The organism is Nitrospinaceae bacterium, assembly GCA_018669005.1.
Classification (GTDB): domain Bacteria; phylum UBA8248; class UBA8248; order UBA8248; family UBA8248; genus UBA8248.
In genome coordinates this window covers 90,206-105,328 of the sequence record JABJAL010000072.1, presented here as the reverse complement: position 1 = coordinate 105,328, position 15,123 = coordinate 90,206, and the positions used below count along the sequence as shown (strand labels likewise).

General features: G+C 54.4%; 17 protein-coding genes. 4 read left to right on the top strand and 13 right to left on the bottom strand.

Features of this window, described 5'->3' with window-relative positions; all coding sequences use genetic code 11:
• Positions 1 to 18 precede the first annotated feature (18 nt).
• Together HOJ95_10090 and HOJ95_10085 are read left to right on the top strand one after the other, a co-directional pair.
• Positions 19 to 795: an enoyl-CoA hydratase/isomerase family protein gene (locus HOJ95_10090; GenBank protein ID MBT6395044.1), complete on the top strand. Its 777-nt coding sequence runs from the start codon at positions 19 to 21 to the stop codon at positions 793 to 795.
• Positions 796 to 852: 57 nt separating this feature from the next.
• Entirely contained in the window at positions 853 to 1,155 is a 303-nt protein-coding gene (locus HOJ95_10085) for a hypothetical protein (GenBank protein MBT6395043.1), read from the top strand.
• Here HOJ95_10085 and HOJ95_10080 read toward each other — a convergent pair.
• Both HOJ95_10080 and HOJ95_10075 read right to left on the bottom strand, forming a co-directional pair.
• On the bottom strand, positions 1,152 to 1,997 hold the full coding sequence (locus HOJ95_10080) for an SUMF1/EgtB/PvdO family nonheme iron enzyme (protein MBT6395042.1): 846 nt from the start codon (positions 1,995 to 1,997) through the stop codon (positions 1,152 to 1,154). The two genes, HOJ95_10085 and HOJ95_10080, sit on opposite strands and share 4 nt — an antisense overlap.
• Positions 1,994 to 3,112, bottom strand: a complete 1,119-nt coding sequence (locus HOJ95_10075; GenBank protein ID MBT6395041.1) for a hypothetical protein — start codon at positions 3,110 to 3,112, stop codon at positions 1,994 to 1,996. The genes HOJ95_10080 and HOJ95_10075 overlap by 4 nt, the downstream gene beginning before the upstream one ends.
• 171 nt (positions 3,113 to 3,283) lie before the next feature.
• On the opposite strand from HOJ95_10075, the gene HOJ95_10070 reads away from it, so the two are divergent.
• The gene (locus HOJ95_10070) at positions 3,284 to 3,727 is read left to right on the top strand and encodes a hypothetical protein (protein MBT6395040.1); all 444 of its coding nucleotides are present in this window, start codon (positions 3,284 to 3,286) and stop codon (positions 3,725 to 3,727) included.
• Positions 3,728 to 3,745: 18 nt separating this feature from the next.
• On the opposite strand, the gene HOJ95_10065 is transcribed toward HOJ95_10070, so the two are convergent.
• Positions 3,746 to 6,544: an SUMF1/EgtB/PvdO family nonheme iron enzyme gene (locus HOJ95_10065; protein ID MBT6395039.1), complete on the bottom strand. Its 2,799-nt coding sequence runs from the start codon at positions 6,542 to 6,544 to the stop codon at positions 3,746 to 3,748.
• 10 nt (positions 6,545 to 6,554) lie between these two features.
• Complete coding sequence (locus HOJ95_10060; GenBank protein ID MBT6395038.1) at positions 6,555 to 6,809, bottom strand: hypothetical protein; 255 nt, start codon at positions 6,807 to 6,809, stop codon at positions 6,555 to 6,557.
• Between the two features lie 129 nt (positions 6,810 to 6,938).
• Here HOJ95_10060 and HOJ95_10055 point away from each other — a divergent pair, with 129 nt between their 5' ends.
• The gene (locus HOJ95_10055) at positions 6,939 to 7,316 is read left to right on the top strand and encodes a carboxymuconolactone decarboxylase family protein (protein ID MBT6395037.1); all 378 of its coding nucleotides are present in this window, start codon (positions 6,939 to 6,941) and stop codon (positions 7,314 to 7,316) included.
• On the opposite strand, the gene HOJ95_10050 is transcribed toward HOJ95_10055, so the two are convergent.
• The 9 genes from HOJ95_10050 to HOJ95_10010 all read right to left on the bottom strand — a co-directional run bounded on the left by HOJ95_10050 (position 7,313) and on the right by HOJ95_10010 (position 15,112).
• Entirely contained in the window at positions 7,313 to 8,341 is a 1,029-nt protein-coding gene (locus HOJ95_10050) for a hypothetical protein (protein ID MBT6395036.1), read from the bottom strand. The genes HOJ95_10055 and HOJ95_10050 overlap by 4 nt on opposite strands.
• Positions 8,341 to 9,513 (bottom strand): nicotinate phosphoribosyltransferase, encoded by a 1,173-nt coding sequence (locus HOJ95_10045; protein ID MBT6395035.1) that lies wholly within the window; start codon positions 9,511 to 9,513, stop codon positions 8,341 to 8,343. The genes HOJ95_10050 and HOJ95_10045 overlap by 1 nt, the downstream gene beginning before the upstream one ends.
• Before the next feature lie 24 nt (positions 9,514 to 9,537).
• Positions 9,538 to 10,092 (bottom strand): NADH-quinone oxidoreductase subunit I, encoded by a 555-nt coding sequence (locus HOJ95_10040; GenBank protein ID MBT6395034.1) that lies wholly within the window; start codon positions 10,090 to 10,092, stop codon positions 9,538 to 9,540.
• Between the two features lie 45 nt (positions 10,093 to 10,137).
• Entirely contained in the window at positions 10,138 to 11,097 is a 960-nt protein-coding gene (gene trxB / locus HOJ95_10035; GenBank protein MBT6395033.1) for a thioredoxin-disulfide reductase, read from the bottom strand.
• A 187-nt stretch (positions 11,098 to 11,284) separates the two neighbouring features.
• A complete protein-coding gene (locus HOJ95_10030; GenBank protein MBT6395032.1) occupies positions 11,285 to 11,569 on the bottom strand; it encodes a hypothetical protein in 285 nt (94 codons plus the stop codon).
• Between the two features lie 18 nt (positions 11,570 to 11,587).
• Positions 11,588 to 11,773 carry a hypothetical protein gene (locus HOJ95_10025; protein ID MBT6395031.1) on the bottom strand — a complete coding sequence of 62 codons (186 nt, stop codon included), beginning with the start codon at positions 11,771 to 11,773 and terminating at the stop codon, positions 11,588 to 11,590.
• Between the two features lie 125 nt (positions 11,774 to 11,898).
• Positions 11,899 to 12,081, bottom strand: a complete 183-nt coding sequence (locus HOJ95_10020; protein MBT6395030.1) for a glutaredoxin family protein — start codon at positions 12,079 to 12,081, stop codon at positions 11,899 to 11,901.
• 820 nt (positions 12,082 to 12,901) lie between these two features.
• Positions 12,902 to 14,026, bottom strand: a complete 1,125-nt coding sequence (locus HOJ95_10015; protein MBT6395029.1) for a TIM barrel protein — start codon at positions 14,024 to 14,026, stop codon at positions 12,902 to 12,904.
• 81 nt (positions 14,027 to 14,107) lie between these two features.
• Entirely contained in the window at positions 14,108 to 15,112 is a 1,005-nt protein-coding gene (locus HOJ95_10010) for a class I SAM-dependent methyltransferase (GenBank protein MBT6395028.1), read from the bottom strand.
• Positions 15,113 to 15,123 lie beyond the last annotated feature (11 nt).

Genomic DNA, 15,123 nt, shown 5'->3' with positions numbered 1-15,123 from the left:
TTCCAACGAGGTTTCATCATGTCTTACGAAAACCTACTTTACGAAATAGAGGGTCCATTGGCACTCATCACCATCAACCGTGCCGATAGACACAACGCTATTTCGCTTAGCACGCTGAACGATCTTCACGCCGCCATCGGAGCAGCAGCAGACGATGAATCTGTCCGCGTCATCGCCATCACCGGTGCCGGAGATAAGTCCTTCGCCTCTGGCTCTGATCTTGAGGAGGTCGAGCAGCGCGATCTTAAAAAGGCGCTTGAGCCACTCGTGCAAGGCATAGCCGAGCGCCTTGAAAAAACACCCAAGCCCACCATCGCCGCAATCAACGGCTACTGCATGGGCGGGGGGCTTGAGGTAGCGCTAGGCTGCGATCTGAGGGTGGGCTCGACAAATGCAAAATTCGCCACCCCCGAGGGCAAGCTCGGCATCATACCCGGCGGCGGGGCAACCCAGCGCCTGCCCCGCATCGTGGGACGCGGCTGGGGAATGGAAATGCTCCTGATGGGAGAGACCATCGACGCCGAGCGCGCGCTCAACATCGGGCTAATCACACGGCTTACCGCGCCGGACGAACTCCTCCCCGAGGTGCGCCGCATGGCGAGTCACCTGGCCGCCTTCGCACCTTTTGTGCCACGCTTTATGAAGGCGATGGTCCACTCCGGCATGGAAGGAAGCCTCGCAGCCGGTCTTGCGATGGAGAAATTCGCGCAGGGTGCCCTTTGCGAGACCGACGATAAGGCCGAGGGAATCAGGGCATTTTTAGAAAAACGGCGGCCCGAATGGACGGGGCGCTGAGCCCGTCGATACAACCTCTCCCTTTGCCCTCCCGGGGAAAATGAAAAGGAGAGCGTCATGGAAACTGAAAAATCCGTTGCACCACGAAATGGGTTGAGCGCACGCGAAAAAGGTTTTCTCTCAAGCCTCGCCCGAAAATACGAAACCAGCGATGACGCCGGACAGGTCAGAAGCTATATCATCGCGGCGGCGGGGACACTCGCCCTGTTCGCCATCGCCCGCTGGCTTCCCTGGTGGTGGGCCGCGCTAATCGCTTTCGAGGCGGCGGCGCTTTTTCTCTTTTACAAATACAAACGCTTCAGCGTTTTCAAGACACGGGTGCTCGTCAAGCTGTGGCGGGAGCGGAACGAAGAATCTTAAGGACGGTGCGCCCACATCGCTCGGCTTGGATGGGGCATACCAACGAATCCCCTAGAGAGCGTTTTAACACAGCGAAAACCAATTCCGTGGTTGGCACTTTCGGGCGCAAACCCGGTTCTGAATGCAGCGCGAAGAAGTTGACTGCTATTAAACCATGCCCCTCCCTTTAACACGCGCAGGCCACCCGCCTCAGGTCCCTTTGGGTTTTTGAGAGGTGCCCTCCGATAATATTTTTCATCGTATCTATCCGCCACCCATTCGGTCACGTTGCCAGCCATGTCCATTGCACCCCAGGGGCTCGCGCCCTTGGGTCGACTTCCCACTTCCCAGGTGGCATAGCCCTTATTACACGAAGGAACGGTTCCCCCCATCACCGCCAACGAACAATCGGCTGGCCGCCCGCCCCACGGATAGATGCGCCCATCGGTGCCTCGCGCAGCCTTTTCCCACTCCGCCTCGGTCGGCAAACGTTTTTTGACGCTGGCACAATATGATTTCGCCTGAAACCACGAGACGCCGACAACCGGCTGGCGATCTCCTGAAAAACTTCCCCGGTAACCCGATCTCAAGGCAAAGCGTTTATTGAAAAATACATTCGTCACTTCATATTTATCGATGTAGAAAGCGGCAAGAAATACGCGTCGCTGTGGAGTTTCGTTGTCACCGAAAATAAAGGTGCCGGGTGTAGAGCCCATGATGAACTCACCCTTTGGAACAAGAACCATTGGGGCGTCGTCTGCCCCTTTGATTTCTCGGGGCGGGCCGGTGGCTGGATGCACATTAAAGGCGGCAAGCGAGACCGTCAAAAATAGAGCAATCGAAAAAAAGCGGAGGCTTTTCATTTCGCAGGAAGAATTTCAAGCATAGATTCAAGGGGTTTATGGTCGGAAATGTCTACATCGATGACCCGAGCCGTTCGCGCAGCAAGCCCCTTTGTGAAAAATATATGATCAATCCGCTGTCCAATAAAACCGAGCGAATAAGTGAATCCAAATCCAAGGCCGCGCTCGGCAAATGCGCTTTTGAGGATTCCGCCAAACTGCGAGAGATCGATACTGCTCGGGGTGGTGCTTAAATCTCCTCCAAGTATCAAAGGCTCCACCCCACCTTCGGCCAGGATGCGAAGCGTATGTAGCTGGTAGCGCCGCGCATATTCGTACGTGCTATTGTTCCTCAACCAACCCGAAAACGAACTAATGGTGAATCCTGTTTCCCGGCCCCATCCGTCCATCCAGGGAAGCGCCGGAGGGCATAGGTGCGCCGTCACCAGCCTAAGACGCCGTCCGTGGATATTCACCTTGGCACCAAGGGCAGCCGCCTGGGCGCATTTGCCAGTGGCAGACTCCCCGGTCGGGAGCACAATCGGGGTGACACCCTCCAAGGGATAGCGGCTCATTATCCCGAGGCCCAGGGTGAAATTCGCGCCTGGCGGATTCGGAAACCAAGCCATATACGGAAGACGAGAGCGCAACGCGTCTTCGAATTTTCGGGCATCGTCAAAGCCCGGTGCGCGATGCACCTCCTGGAGCAGAAAAATATCCACGTTTCGTCGTTGGCGAAAATACGACAGTGCCCGGCCACGAGTCGCGGGCGAATCACCCAGGTTCAGCGTCATGACACGGATGGCTGGTCCCGCCAGGGGAGGTGGGGCCGCCTTCGGAACAATCTGATTTCCGTGAAGCATTGCCAGCGATGCCAGCAACCAGATTGTTGGAAGCGATCGCAGGATGTTCGGCATCCCCCGGGCCAATAACCCGGCCAATGCTCCCCCAAACGAAATATAGGGCCACACGTGGCTGAGTAAATTTGCCTTCGAGGAAAAACCTCCGTTAAGTTGAACCAGCCAAAGAACAACATCTATAAGAACCGCCAGCCACAACATCCCCAGCGCAATGGCAGCAAATAACCAACTGGCCCCCGAGAGGCTTAACAGGGTCTTTTCTATCGACTTGCTCATATAAAATACACCTTTCCTTGGGAGTAGATGCAAAACAAAATACACCCGGCTCCTTGCGAACCGCCTGCACCTCTGGCAGGATTTCCTAGTTCTAAATTTTATCTACGGGAAGCAATGTTGTGGAATCTCAGCTTCCTGAAAAAAATTTAAACCTCACATTCGGATACCGTTATGCCTGATGCCACATTCATCTGCCCCGCCTGCGGAGAAGCCGAACTTTCTCTACCCGAAGGCCGCGAGCCCGGAGATATCCCCTATATCGAGCTTGCCGAAATTCATGACTGCGATCAGTCTAAATCCGCCAGATTCATCTACGGCAATGGCCACACCCGAGGATTCGGGGGCGTTATCCGCGAAACGCTCGAAGATGGCAGTTCCCGAGAGCGTTGGGCTCCCCCAAGGGCTATCATAGCCTTTCATTTCTACAGGAACCAAGAATATTTCGCCCACGAAGAAGCGCTACCGACTTGCTATCCACAACCCCTGTTTCGAAACCGACTTATTATCGACGGCGAGGAAAATGTTTTTGTGGCGATGACCTTTCTTCCCAACGGAGAAACCTTGACCGGAGAAATGCGCGCCCGAGGCGAGCAATTGGCCAAAACACTAAGATAACCCCTGCCGAAATCCGGGCTACCTTTTTTTCAAAAATGCCGCCGCCTCCCTCACGCACCGAAATCCGATTCTTGAATCGCTAAACCCGGCCTCGGCAAGCCCCCGTGCACTTAGAGTCGGGCGCCTCCCGCCGCGGGACACCCAACCACCACGATATATATGAAACTGCGAAGCCCGCTTTTTATTCTTTTTTTCACGCCCGCCTGGTTTCTTTGATTTGCCTTTTTTCGGCTCAACCCACTCCGAGGCAGGGCCCCAAAACTCTCTAGCGCCATAAGGTCCGGCCAGTTGAGAAATAATGGTGTTCTCGCTCTGTTCTGCTGGCATGCCATAGAACAAATCAAACTTCGGCGACTTTAGATCCCGAGGCTCCTGCCCCCAGGGATAGGGACGCCCATCCACCCCTCTCGCCGCCTTTTCCCATTGATCCTCGGTAGGCAGCCTTGCTCCTGCCCACTTGCAGTAGGCGGCGGCATCCTCAAGAGCAATCTGGACCACAGGAAGGCGGGCGGGCGCTTGTACTTTCTCGCCATTCTGTATTCCTCCCCCCTGGTTGGTATTTTTCCATGTCGCATTGCGCCTAAGGGTCCACCCCCCCGCTTTAGTTAGTGTACCCCCTTCTTTCTTTTTTCGAGCTGCCGTGATGTGTCCAGTCTCTTTCACGAACTGAGCGAATTCATCTTTTCGCACAAGACGCTTGTCGATGAAGAACGAAGCGAGCGACACCCGGCGAATAGGTGTCACCTTCCTCAAGTCGCGTCGCGCACCCACGATGAACTCCCCACCCGGCACTAGCGCCATCTCCTTGACTCTAGGCGGCAGGGAGACGGACGGCGTGCCTCCTTGAAACGAAAAATCCTTTCCGCCTTTAGGGGCGAGCGGCAAACTTACTTCTACTGTTTTATTCGTAAGAATTTCGACGTTCAATTCGCGCGTGTAATGGCCTGTCATGGTCGCACGAATCCTCGCTCTCCCAGGGCGGACAAGAAACACACCAGATTTTGATTGAGCTGATGCACCTGAGAAAATCACCTTGACCAATGCACCGGGCGGCGAAGTGGCCACTATCAACCGACCCGCCGAAGGGCGAGGCTTGAGTAAATATTTTAACTGCACTCCCGATTCGACAAATAACCGGCGAGAGGCACCCTGCCCACCCTTACCCACCACTCGAACAGGCAGGCGCCCCACCGGCAGATTCTTGAGAAGTAAAGGCGTTCGGCCCACCAATCGGCCTTTAAGGAAAACCTCGGCGCCAGCCTCAGTTGTTGTGATAAAAACATCACCCCGGCCCTGGCGATTTTTCAACTCATCCGCTCTAAACGTTTGTCCGGTTAGCAGTTCACCAACAATCACAGGCTTTAAGCCTGGAAGCCGCCCTTCGAGTCTTCGTAGTGCAACAGCCACGGGAAGAGCTCCATCATAGGAGTGATGCAACAGGGCTTCAATAAAAAAACTTCTCCCTGTCGCCTGATCCAGTACTGGGCGGCTAGCGGCAATCATCACCCGACCCGGGCCCGGCGGCAGCAGGCGATGGCTGGAAAGATCAGAAATAATTGCATGCCGCCCCTGGCGAGCCGCCCATTGCCGACCAGAAACTCCATCACCCGAAAAATCGGTATCGAGCAACAAGACAATTCGGCGTGCCCTAATTTTCGAGGTGGCCTCAAGAATAGCCTTCTCTGATAGCGCTGTTTCTGCCATTCGTCCCGTGGCTGTGTCTTTAGGAAGTAAATACATCTCCGGGTCCGTCTTATTCGACGCAATTGCCGCCCCATAACCCGAAAAATAAATTACTACCGAATCCTCCGCTCGGGCACGGCGAGCGATGCCAGCAATGCCGCCTAATATCGCGTCTCTAGTTGCGGCTTTATCTTGAAGAAAATTTATTTTGTCGTGAGACAGTCCTTCTCGATCAAATTCATCAAATGCCATAGCAGCACGAGAAACTAATTTTTTTTCAATCTCTTTCGCCTCGACGCCTTTAAGCACGCGCACAAAATCAGCCGCATCCTCAACAGGGCCAAGAAGTGGAGGGATTTGAGGATCGTCGTATCTCGAAATCCCCACAACAAGCGCATACCGCCGGGCCGGACCCAAATTATTGTCGCTACGGGAAATGGCTTGCACACCCAAAGATGCAAATTTTAATTTCTTTTTTACTGCTCCGGTAAATAAAGAATCATTTTTAGCCTTGAGGCCGTCTGAATTTTTTTTTATTAATGGCGCTATGTCAAAATCAAAAAACAACCCCGCATCCCGAACAGTTACGCGATAAGCGTCTCCGTCTGATCGCTTCATGCGCACACCGATCCGCGATGGCCCACTTATCAAAAAATCGCTAGCCATGGGTATGTACCCTTTTTTTAAAAATGAAAAAAAGTGTCTGCCCGCAGAAACAGGCATTTCCATGGGGGTCTTGCCAATAATCTGACCATCCATTCGAACCTGAGCGCCCCCCGGTTCGGTCTCAATCTGAATTCTCGACGGGCCGAACCAGATCGAGGTCTTTTCGGTAAGTAAAACCATTCTCTGGGATTTGCCTGCGCCCGGCGCTTTTTCTTCAACCAGATGAACCCCGCGCGGGAGATTGAGCGAAACGGGTGCCTTTTGCCATCCGCCTATGCCCACCACTCGAACATTCGCCCCCTCCCGCGAGGAGCGAATCTCAAGTTGATGTATAGGCGCTGGAATCAATGTCGGGGCCAATACTTGGGGAGCGCCAATGGCAGCCCCGACAAAGGCCGCCAAAAATACCAGCACCATTACCATCCCTAGAAAAATATATTTACCGCTCGATGAAAAGTTGTATTTCATGAAAACCCTTTTATTCGCCATCACTAAGCATGCAATTATAAATCATTGCCCCCAGCGAGAAAAAAATAAATCCGATTCCAAATCCCCAAAGAGCTCCGATGATTGCGCCACCAATGGTTGGCCCGAATCCAGCATAAAATTCACCCACCATTTCGGCAAATCCTACTCCCCAGCCAAATAATGCTGATACCAGCCCATATACAGTAAAAACCACCGCATAGACGATTCCAAATGCTGCGCCGAACTTTAACGGATTAAGTTTCATGGCAGTCCTCCCTTCGGCGGGCCCACTTATTATAATTATCTCCCCGGCAAATGCCACGGGACCCATTATTCTATGAGAGTATTGGGAAATGATCCGTATCCATTTACTCATTCAAATTGGGAGATATTCATGTCCGGCGATGAACGGTATCAAAAAGGTTTGGCTAACAGGGCTAAGGTTTTTGGAGACGAGGGCGAGGTGCGACGCAAGGAGTTCGAGGAGGCAAGCCCGGATTTTGCACGCTATGTCACCGAGAGTTTTTACGGCGAGCTCTACGAAAGAAAAGGAATCAGCGACCAATCACGTGAAACGATTATTCTCTCGATCCTCTGCACCCTCGGTCGGGCAGAGGAGTTCGAATACCACACCCACGCAGCCCTCAACGTAGGAATGAGCAAAGAAGACATTCAGGAAATTATCATGGTGTGCGCCTACTACGCGGGGGGACCCAACGCCGTCGCCGCCTCAAAAGCCTCGCTCAACGTTTTTAAGGAGAGGGGAATTTAGTCCGGGCCCATTTCGACACGTATTTTCTCGGTCAAGGCCTCAGCGACCATTTTCGAGGCGTTTTCAAGGGTATCGGGTATCCGCGCTCCAGCGGCAAAGGCATGCCCGCCGCCACCGAAGCGCAACGCTACCTCGTGAATGCTGATGCGCCCCTTCGAGCGAAGGCTCACACGTATGAGGTTTTTGTTAATCTCTGAGAACTGCGCGATTACCTCAAGCGAGGCGATGCTCCGAGGCACCGATATATATTCTTCGGTTTCCTCGCGCTTGACCCCGAACTTTTCAAGATCCTCGCCGCTCATCGCGAACCACCCGAGCCGACCGCCGCATTCGATGTGAAGATCATTCATAAGATGGCCAAGTAACTTGAGCGAGGCGACGCTGTTCGATTCCCAGAAAATAGCGAACGCCTCGCTCGGCTTAGCTCCTAGCTCGACTAATCGCGAGGCCCATCTAAAGGTTTGCTCGGTTGTATTTGTAAACCTGAAATGTCCGGTGTCGTATGAAAGGGTAGCAAAAAGTGCACGGACAACAAGCAAATCTTCAAATGAATAGCCCTCGCTGTCGAAATACTCAGCGATAATCTGGCCCACTGAGGCGGCGCTGATGTCGATGACGCTTGGGCCATCGAAATCACCTTCCTCCCTAATGTGATGATCGATCACGGCAACGGGTAGCTTGCTCTCCACAACAGCATGACGAATTTTTCCGATGCGCTCCGGCTTGCCTGTGTCGACAACAAGGATGGCATCGAAGTGCTTCGCCCAGTCCTCGTGAGCGAGCAACTCCTCTCTCGTACGAACCAGACCCTCAGGATCATAGGGCGCCAGAAAAACCGGAGTAGCGCCTTCGATCACGACCGTGGCGTGCTTGTCTATCGTGCGGAGATAACGGCTCATCGCAACACACGCGAGGAGGCCATCTCCGTCTGGGCCTATATGGGTGAGAAGTAAAAAGCGCTCGTGCTCGGAGAGAAAACCCCGGATGGGCTCAAAATCAATTTTGTCAGCGTCTTCTTGAGACATTATTCCGAACCAGCAAGGGAGCAATCCGGAAGCTGGCGAAGAACATAATCACGAATTTTAGCTGGCTCAGGAAGCGGGTTCACGATTTTTCCCTCCTCCATTACCGTCGCCAGCATCTGCTCCATTACGCCGCCGCATTCCTCACAATCACCATAGGGCCTGTCGATGGGAATGACTCGCTCCCGGTTGCAATCGCGGCAGCGCAGCAGGTGTTTGGCGCCTGAGGCTTTTCCGCGTTTGGCGATGGCCTCGCCCTCGATTTCAACGATGTCCATAGAATAGTCGATTGTGGCGGCGCCGCTGATAGCTGTGCCGACGCCGAAGCCGCCGTCCACAATACCGTTCAGGGCGAGTATCTTATCTTCGTCGAGGCCGCCGCTGACGAACAATTTAACGTGGCGATAGCCTGCCCGGTCGAGCTCCCATCTGACCTCTTCAAGTATCTGGGCAAAATCGCCACGCCTGGAGCCAGGGGTGTCGAGGCGAACAGCGTAAAGTCTATCCGTGATGGTTCGGGCGGCCTCAAGGGCCTCGAATTTCTCATCACCCAGGGTATCCACAAGCGCCACGCGACGCACACCTTCATCAATTACCTCATCGAACGCCTTGATCGCCGGAACCAAGCCACCCATCAGAAGAACAAGCGCATGGGGCATCGTGCCCACGGCGGGCAGGCCCAGCATCTCGGCATTGCTCGTCATCGCCACACCATCGCAGCCGCCGATGTAGGCCGACCGATCGATCATCGGTGCGATGGTCGGGTGCATGCGGCGGGCCCCAAAACTCACCAGCTGAAGACCTCCCACCGCAATACGGCAGCGAGCAGCTTTTGTGGCAATGCCGCTGGACTGACACATCAATCCCAGGATAGCCGTCTCAAGCGCTCCGTAGTCGTTGAAGAGGCCTTCGATTTCCATAACAGGCTGGAAAGGGCGAAACACCGTCCCCTCGGGGACCGAGCGGACTTTGACGGGCAAACCTTCCAATAATGAGAGAATTTCGGCGAGACCCGTGAAAACACCCCACCCCGAGGGAAGATGCTTGGCCATTAACTCCGAGCGGGTGTTCTTGCGGATATTTTTCGCATCAAGGATGCGATTGGTCCGCTCAAAATAGACATCCGTCGTTTTGCCGGATCGGATGTCATCGAAATTTGATGTGAAAAAGCTCAATGGATGCCGCCGAGGGGTATGGGTTTATTCTGCTGACGCGGCCGCTTCGGGCTCTGGCTCTGCGGGTCGTCTCTCGTTTTCCTGGGCACGAAGGCCAAAGAGCTTGCCCCAGGGACGCGGGCCAGCATAGTTCACTTCCTTCTCCCAGATATCGTAAAGACGCTCCTTTTCATAAACCAGATCTTCCCGGAAATAGCCGGTCGTCTCGTACTGATTCGTATGCACGATGGATTTAGGCGTCGTCGGGCACGCCTCAGTGCACAGCCCACAATACATGCAACGCATGTAATCGATATAAAACTCTTTGGCGTACATACCCCGGCCCTTTTCGGCCGTGAGGATGGTGATGCAGTCCACCGGGCAGGCTTTCTCGCAATTGAGGCAGCCAATGCAGTTTTCCTCGCCGGTTTGAAAATCCCGCGTCAGACCCAGAAAACCACGAAATCGCTCGGCCGTCTCCCAACGCTCGTCGGGATACTGAAGCGTAACGGGTTTTTTGACCATATGACGAAGCGTGATGGCCATGCCCTTGACGATATCGAATAGAAAAAATCGTCTTATCGCGGTCGAAAACTGCATGTGCTATCTCCTGTCCGGAAAATGTCTTGTCCGGGAAAAATCATATCACGAAGAGGCGGCGGCGGACACTTTCTTTGCGTCTTCCTGGGCCTCAAGGTATTTTTCAGCCGCCACGGCCGCCGTCGTCGCATCGCCTGAGGCGTTTGTAATCTGGCGAATAAGCTGGCTACGAACATCGCCCGCGACAAAAAGACCGGGAACGCATGTTTCCATTTTCTGATCCGTGTAGATGAAGCCGCTCTCGTCTTTTTCTATCTCGTCCTTAATGACGTCAGTATTGGGAAGAAAGCCGACAAAAACAAAAAGGCCGTTGGCCTCAACATCTTTAATCTCGCCCGTCTTGACGTTGCGAACGCGGAGCGCCTTCATTTCCTTATCGTCGCCGACAACCTCCTCGGCCACATGGTCTAACATAAGTTCTATCTTGGGATTTTCCTGGAGCTTTTCCACTGCCACCTGGTGGGCCCGAAAGCCCTGCCGCCGGTGCACAAGATAAACCTTTGAGCCGTATTTCGTCAAAAACTGGGCCTCGTCAACGGCACTGTTTCCGCCGCCGACAACGGTAATGACCTCATCTTGGAAAAAAGCGCCATCACAGAGCGCGCAGTAGCTCACTCCCTTGCCAGCGTAAGTCTCCTCGCCGGGGATTTCCAGTTTTCTTGGATGGCCACCCGCCGTGTATATCACCGCACCGCAGCGATGCTCGCCCATGTCGGTTTTGACGAGAAAATCATCCCCATCCTTGCGGATTTCGGTGACTTCTTCCATCTCAATTTTAAGGCCGAACTTCACTGCATGGTCGGTGAACTTCTGGGCAAGCTCGGGGCCGCCAATCATCTCGAAACCGGGATAGTCCTCAACATGCTCGGTGTTGAGTATTTCACCGCCCGGCGCGAGCTTCTCGTAGCACATGACATTGAGCTTCGAGCGCGATGTATACAGGCCAGCCGTCAGGCCCGCAGGGCCCGCGCCAACAATAATAATGTCAAAATCTCTTTCAGCCACAGCAAAACTCCTAAAGATAATTCGGCGACAACCACTAAAAAACCCGGCGCCACTGGCGCTCAAGCGGAGGCGATTCTAACACCGGCCCATATTGATGCCAAGCCTAGCGGGTATTTCGGACCAGGGCCCGAGAAGACTGCACTTAAAGCCGACAGGATACCAGTTCAGGCAATTGCGAAGGGGGGGGTTATCCAGCTTGCCCGGGTTTGATCTTTCGCATCCCCGCGAAGAGCGAGAGGGCGAACACGGCAGAGAGCGCGGCGGCGACAAGGAGGGTGTTCTCGGTTAAATATCCGCCCAGGGCGGTGCCCCCGAGCAGGGCGATATAGATGGGGAGGTGGCAGGGGCAGGCGAAAAATGCCGCCGCGAGAAGGGCCTTGCCAGCAAGACCGCTTTTTTTCGGGGAAATTCCGCTCGGGAGGCCCCCGTTCGGGGCAATCTCGCCTGAGATGTTTCCGCCTGCCTCGCCCATGATTACAGCGCCTCTTTTTTACTCGGACACGAGCGCAAAGGCGCCAAATTTTTTGGTTAGCGTGTAATCAACCCCGTCGTGGCGCACAACGGTGCCCGGCGAGGTGTCGTCATCGATGGGCAGCCTCTCGCCGCAACCGGGGCACGAGATCATCTGCACCATGCGCAGGGCCTCGCCCTCTTCCGCCTCGCCGAGGCGGAGCATGATACCCGCTCAGTTGGGGCAATCGATAAGCCCGCCCTCCGCCGTGTCACCCGGCACGGGTATCTTCTGCTCTCAGGTTGGGCAGAGAAGATGACGCTCGTCATTCGACATCGTTTTACCTCGGGCTAGTTAAGGTCCAGAAGCTGTTCAAGCCGCCCGCGATCAAAACCGATAATCATTTCCTCGCCAACCATAATCGTGGGGGTGCCGCGCGAACCAGTTTGCTTGAAGGCCTCAAGGGCCGCAGCATCCTGGTCTACCATTTTCTCATCGAACGCAACGTTATGATGTGAGAGAAACTCTCTCACCGCTTTGCAGGGGGGTCAGGTGCTCGACGAATAGACGATTACTTCTTTATCACTCATTTTTTTGTCTCCTGTAGCACTTCTTGGTAAGTAGAAAAACAACAACTAAAACCCGTTTCCTGGGAACCTGCTATAGCCTGGAGCCCGCCACCGGGTCAACTAAGTCTTTTGGATTTATGGGCGCGAAAACGCACCCAAGTTGCAGTTAGAACAAAAACAGGGGGATTTCATTCAAAAATTATTTCGCGCAGGGATTTTGAGCCGCTGAGACTGAATGAGAAATAGGCCGATGAGACCCCGCAGCAGGGGCCACCTTTGGTCGTTGGATCCTGACCGCGCAGGGGTTAGCGGGCTCAAAATACTGGAATACACTCCAGGGAGGAGCGATAATTATTGCGAGAACGAAAACCGAGGCGATGATGAGCCCGGCGTCTTTTTCGCTCGATGGCCTAAGGCAGGCAAATACGGCCCCAATACCCTCTTCCCACGAATTCGACACGCACCAACCGTAATGGCGCAAATATGTCCAAACAAGCGCAACAATCGTAAAAACAACAAAATACGGCCTGTACGGCGTAAGGCTACCCAGCGCGCCGAGCATTGCGGCCCCGAGACCCGGGACCAATGAAGGCGCGCATCACGGGCTCACCCCGGCACGAATAAGCAGGTTCTTGAGTATATTAGAGGGTCTAAACGAGTCTTTTCCCACCATCGTACCTCTCCCCTTGCAACGCGAAATGCCGGTGGTCTGAAAAATGGTAATGTGAATTCTATACTCGTACAACTGTGGGTGGTCAAGCACTTTTTCAGATGGATTGGTCTACTATTTAGTACCAGCTAGTCGCCGGTAGGCCTTCTGCATAATCAGGGCGTCATACTCAAGGGCCGGGCTCTCGCAGACCACCCGTCCCGAGGCCCCAAAATCAATCAGCGCCCGAAAAAGATCCTCATAGTTCATGTCCGAGTCGTCGAGCTCAAGGTGGTGCGCCTCCCCCTTTTCGGTGTAGGCGATACCCGAAAGATGGATATGCATCGACGAAAGGGCCTCTTTTCCCAATTTATTTTTCATCAGCTCAAGCTGGCCCGCGAACTCGTCATACGTGTTCATCGCCCCGGCTGTCCGGGCATGGATATGGGCAAAATCAATCGTGATACTCATATTCTTGCCCTGGAGCGCATCGCCCATCTCGCAAAGCTCGGCCAACGAGCCGAACTGGCTCCCCTTACCCGTCGTCTCAGGGTCGAGCCGCACCGGGCAGCCTTCCTTTTCTAAAATATCGACCAGCTCTCCAATTTGTTTTGTCATGAAGGCATGCACCTCTGCCGGGTCACGTTTTTGATAAAACCCGGCATGAAAACATGCGCCATCTCCACCGCAGGCCGCGAGCGCCCGCGCCGTGTCGAGCACGCGCTTGCGGCTCGCCTCAACCTTCTCTTCCTCAAGCGAGTACAGATTGACGTAGTAGGGCCCATGCGCCGTGACGTGCACACCCGTTTCGGCCTGCGCCGCTTTTACCAGCTCGCAGGTCTCTGGCCGAATACGCACCCCGTGGACAAACTCCATCTCGTAGACGCCAAGACCAAGCTCATGAAGCCGGCGCACTGCCTCCGGGTGGCCCTGGGGCTTGGCCGAATGCGGCACCCCACCCACACCAAAAAAAATCGTGTCGGCCTTTTTCGGCTTCGCATTCACATTAAGCGGCCCCTCGTAGATTCGACCTTTTGGCTTTTCTTTTGGCACGCCCGGCTTAAACCCCATTGCGTTCGCCGGCGATTTTTTCGAGACGGCTTTTTTCTTGGCTACAGGTTTCTTTTCGGCCGTAGATTTCTTTTCAGCCGCAGGCGCTTTCTTAGTCTCTTTCTTTTTTACGGTAGTTTTTTTCTTGGCCGCAGGTTTCTTCTTGACCACAGATTCCGTCTTAGCTGCTGGCGCTTTTTTCGCAGGCACGATTATCTCTCTAATTAGGCGGCAAAAGTTCATCCCCGAGGCAGACAACATATCAAAACAGCTGGGTTCGGCACACCAGGCTTAACGTTTGTCGAACTCGCCCCCCGCCATCTGGCCATTGCCCACGACGATGGGGCCGCCCCGGACCTCGATGTTCTTCATGCCCGCCTCCTCAAACCACGAGCGGACTGTGTCCACCGTCTGCGGGTGGTCATGGGCGGCGGAAAGCGCATCGAAGGTGTCGAGCACCGCCCACTCCACCGCCTGCTTTTCGTCCAGCCCGAAACCATCATGCACAAAACAGGGAACAACACAGCGCAAATAACGCCTCAGATAGGGAATCTTCGCGATAAAACGGTCCACCGGCATCCATTTGGGAACGTACCACTTTACAACTTTGTGAAGTGTGTCCACCGGCATCCGGGTGGCGAGCCAGCGCCAGAGATATTTCGATTTCCAGGGCGCGATGACCCCGTCCTTGTGATAGCAATCGACCGAGAGCACGCCCCCCGGCTTTAAATATGAAAGCAAACCCACGAAAGCCGCTTTCGGGTCCGGGGTGTGCTGTAAAACACCGAAGCAGAAAATCCGGTCGAACATTTTTTCGGGAAACGGCAGGGCGCGCATGTCCGCCTGGATAACGGTGTGGTTCGGATGATGGCCGTTGTTTTCAAGGCAGACATCCACCGCCGAGGACATGTCCGTCGAATACAGAACCGCTCCCGTCCCCAGAACAACATCGGCGTAGCGCCCGGCCCCGCAGCCAACTTCTAAAATTGTCTCGCCCGCCATTTTTTCAGGCCACGATGAGTGGCCGAAAAACCGGTCGCGGCAGACGGTAAGCCCAGTAACGCTGTCGATCTGGGTCCGCTGAAAAGCCTCCCATTGATACCCGAAAGTGGCGGCGTAGTTTTTATCCCCGGCGAAGCGGGGAATGAAATTCCGGACGGGAAAAACGGCACCGGCGGAAGCGTCCGCCAGCTCGCCCGATTTTAATTTGTCGTTTTCAATTTCCGCCCCGGGCTTGAGTTCCAGTTCATGTCCCGTCGCGGGAGAAAGCAAATTTCCAAGACAATCCAAACGCATAAATTCTCACC

Excerpts from the sequence above, each read along its gene's own strand:
- HOJ95_10055 (MBT6395037.1), top strand. The coding sequence starts at position 6,939 with ATGTCCGGCGATGAACGGTATCAAAAAGGTTTGGCTAACAGGGCTAAG.
- HOJ95_10085 (MBT6395043.1), top strand. The coding sequence starts at position 853 with ATGGAAACTGAAAAATCCGTTGCACCACGAAATGGGTTGAGCGCACGC.
- HOJ95_10060 (MBT6395038.1), bottom strand. The coding sequence starts at position 6,809 with ATGAAACTTAATCCGTTAAAGTTCGGCGCAGCATTTGGAATCGTCTAT.
- HOJ95_10070 (MBT6395040.1), top strand. The coding sequence starts at position 3,284 with ATGCCTGATGCCACATTCATCTGCCCCGCCTGCGGAGAAGCCGAACTT.
- HOJ95_10030 (MBT6395032.1), bottom strand. The coding sequence starts at position 11,569 with ATGGGCGAGGCAGGCGGAAACATCTCAGGCGAGATTGCCCCGAACGGG.
- HOJ95_10050 (MBT6395036.1), bottom strand. The coding sequence starts at position 8,341 with ATGTCTCAAGAAGACGCTGACAAAATTGATTTTGAGCCCATCCGGGGT.
- HOJ95_10090 (MBT6395044.1), top strand. The coding sequence starts at position 19 with ATGTCTTACGAAAACCTACTTTACGAAATAGAGGGTCCATTGGCACTC.
- HOJ95_10065 (MBT6395039.1), bottom strand. The coding sequence starts at position 6,544 with ATGAAATACAACTTTTCATCGAGCGGTAAATATATTTTTCTAGGGATG.
- HOJ95_10010 (MBT6395028.1), bottom strand. The coding sequence starts at position 15,112 with ATGCGTTTGGATTGTCTTGGAAATTTGCTTTCTCCCGCGACGGGACAT.
- HOJ95_10040 (MBT6395034.1), bottom strand. The coding sequence starts at position 10,092 with ATGCAGTTTTCGACCGCGATAAGACGATTTTTTCTATTCGATATCGTC.
- HOJ95_10025 (MBT6395031.1), bottom strand. The coding sequence starts at position 11,773 with ATGCTCCGCCTCGGCGAGGCGGAAGAGGGCGAGGCCCTGCGCATGGTG.
- HOJ95_10080 (MBT6395042.1), bottom strand. The coding sequence starts at position 1,997 with ATGAAAAGCCTCCGCTTTTTTTCGATTGCTCTATTTTTGACGGTCTCG.
- HOJ95_10075 (MBT6395041.1), bottom strand. The coding sequence starts at position 3,112 with ATGAGCAAGTCGATAGAAAAGACCCTGTTAAGCCTCTCGGGGGCCAGT.